This window comes from Burkholderia sp. AU45251 (assembly GCF_030482905.1).
Taxonomy (GTDB): Bacteria; Pseudomonadota; Gammaproteobacteria; order Burkholderiales; family Burkholderiaceae; genus Burkholderia; species Burkholderia aenigmatica.
The window spans coordinates 1-1,750 of the sequence record NZ_JAUJQH010000065.1; the positions used below are offsets into that span (position 1 = coordinate 1).

1 protein-coding gene is annotated in these 1,750 nt (G+C 63.9%); it reads right to left on the reverse strand.

Annotation, left to right across the window (positions count from 1 at the left end; genetic code table 11):
* Nucleotides 1-31 precede the first annotated feature (31 nt).
* A protein-coding gene (locus QZM67_RS39735) for an IS3 family transposase (RefSeq protein WP_089454866.1) occupies nucleotides 32-1,599 on the reverse strand; the annotation gives its coding sequence in 2 pieces (ribosomal slippage) (nucleotides 32-1,161 and nucleotides 1,161-1,599; 1,569 coding nt in all).
* Nucleotides 1,600-1,750 lie beyond the last annotated feature (151 nt).

Genomic DNA, 1,750 nt, shown 5'->3' on the forward strand with positions numbered 1-1,750 from the left:
TCGGCGCGAGTCAAGCTAGTTGTCGTCTCGGTCATGCTGCCAATGGCTCTATATCGGTCGAGCGCGTATACGTTTTGACGATGCAGTCGCGCTCGGGGTTCAGTGTTACCGCGCCGATAGGCGTCCAGTTCCGGGTGGCGCCCGACCAGCGCCGCGGATTTCGTTCTCGCGCCTGGAGATATACCTCGTGACGGGCGGCAAGGATCGCGGCATCTTCACCCGCATGACGCTGGGCGGGACTGACGTAGCGGATGCCACTGTGCCGGTGATCATGGTTGTACCAATGCACGAAGTGCGAAGCCCAGCGGCGAGCCTCATCGAGGTTGGCAAAGCCCTTGTCGGGGAACTCGGGGCGGTACTTCGCCGTGCGGAACAGGCTTTCGACGTAGGCGTTGTCATCGCTCACGCGCGGGCGCGAGTACGAAGGCTTGACACCCAGCCAGTTCAACATCGCCAGGACAGTCGTGGCTTTGAGGGTCGAGCCATTGTCGCCGTGCAGCACCGGCCTGGTCGCCATGGCATGGATGCCTTCGGCCAGCGCCGTACGCTTGACCAGATGCGCCGCATGGTCGGCGTCGTCACTGTCGTGCACTTCGAAGCCCACGATCTTCCGGCTGTACACGTCCAGAATCAGGTACAAATAAAACCAGCGCCCCACGATCTCGGCAGGCAAGTACGTCATGTCCCAACACCACAGCTGGCGCGGTGCAGTGGCGATATGCGTGGTTGGCGGGCGGCTCTTGCGCGGTGCCTTGGCGCGGCCCCGGTGCTGGTTCTGCCCATGCTCGCGCAGTACGCGCTGGAAGCTCGATTCGCTGGCCAGATACACGCCTTCGTCGGCCAGCATCGGGACGATGCGCGCCGGGGGCATGTCGGCAAAGCGCGGCTCGTTGGCCACCTGCAGAATCTGCTCGCGCTCGGTGGGTGTCAGCGCGTGGGCCGGTGTCGGCCGCACCGCGCCGGGTCTGCCATCACCCGATACGAGCCCATGGTTGGCCTTCCAGCGCTGCAGGCTGCGCTCGTCGATGCCGGCGACCTCACAGGCCTGCGCCAGCCGCGCACCGGCCTGTTGAGCCGCTTCAATGTCCTGGGCCAGGGTCTGGCGATCTTCGAGCCCGATCATTCGTCCTCGCTTCTGTTCTTGTTGAAGATCGCCTCGACTTTTTTTGACAGCACCAGCAGCGCTGCCGTCTCAGCCAGCGCTTTGTCCTTGCGGCGCAGCTCGCGCTCGAGTTCCTTGATGCGCCGACGGTCTTCCTTGGTCTGCTGCGGGCTGGCGCGCTTCTCCGCGGGTTCGGCAAGCGCTTGCGTTGCGCTGTCACGCCATTGCTGTAGTTGCTGTGGATACACGCCGTGTTCGCGGCACCAGGCGCTGCGGGTGGCCTCGTCCATGGCTGCCGTGGTAATGACTGCCTCCAGCCGAGCCGCTGCCGTCCAGCTGCGTTCTCGCGCCGGCTTGGCCAGTTCCTCACCGCGCCAGCGTTCCAACGTATCTGTGCTCACCCCAATCTCCCGAGCCACCACCTCCAGCGGGGCGCTCTCCGGCGGCAGCAACCGCGCCACCGCTCTGTCCTTAAAACCTTGTCCGTATCGAGCCAACTTGTTCTCTCATCATCGCCCCCTTGTTGCGGAAATCGGTGGCAAGGGGGCCGTCGCCTTCGGCGACGGCAACCCACCACCATCTACGAAACTTGAATTCAGGAAAGATTCAAGTTTCTATCGGGGCGACAACTATTTTGCCGCGGGGGGA